At 64.0% G+C, this 422-nt stretch carries 1 protein-coding gene; it reads left to right on the top strand.

Translation table 11 applies throughout. The features are described from left to right. Positions 1-21: 21 nt before the first annotated feature. Positions 22-422 (top strand): alpha/beta fold hydrolase family protein (locus tag AC5RU7_RS21080; protein ID WP_494053886.1); only part of this gene is annotated, 401 nt, incomplete at its 3' end.

Here is a 422-nt window from a genome sequence, read left to right as displayed (position 1 = left end):
GTCTCGGCCGTGGGGTGGTCCTTGGGCGGTTCAGTCCTCCAGTCGCTGCTGATCAATCATGGCGAGCTGATCGATCGGGGGGTGCTGCTGAATGCCTTCCCTTCTTACACTCGTGTCCAGGACGCGTGGCTCGAGGCTGGGCTGATCCTGCGGCAGTCGGGTATGGATCGTGCTGCGCTGGGCGTTCAGGGCGTTGCGTGGGGGATGACGGCTCGGATCGTGATGGACCATGAGGCGCTCTATGAGGCCCAGCTTCGGGGCGTTGAATTGGACCCGTATCCCACGTCCTTCGAGGGATTCGCGGCGCAGGCCGCGGGGTTGCGGATCTACGATTCGCGTTCGGAACTCCCGACGGTTCGTAATCGAGTGCTCGTGCTCTCCGGTGCCGAGGATGTGCTGACGCCGCCCTGGCAGTCAGTCGA

This window comes from Arthrobacter sp. K410C (assembly GCF_059090105.1).
The sequence above is the reverse complement of the archived record's forward strand: the minus strand, read 5'-3'. Positions and strand labels throughout refer to the sequence as shown.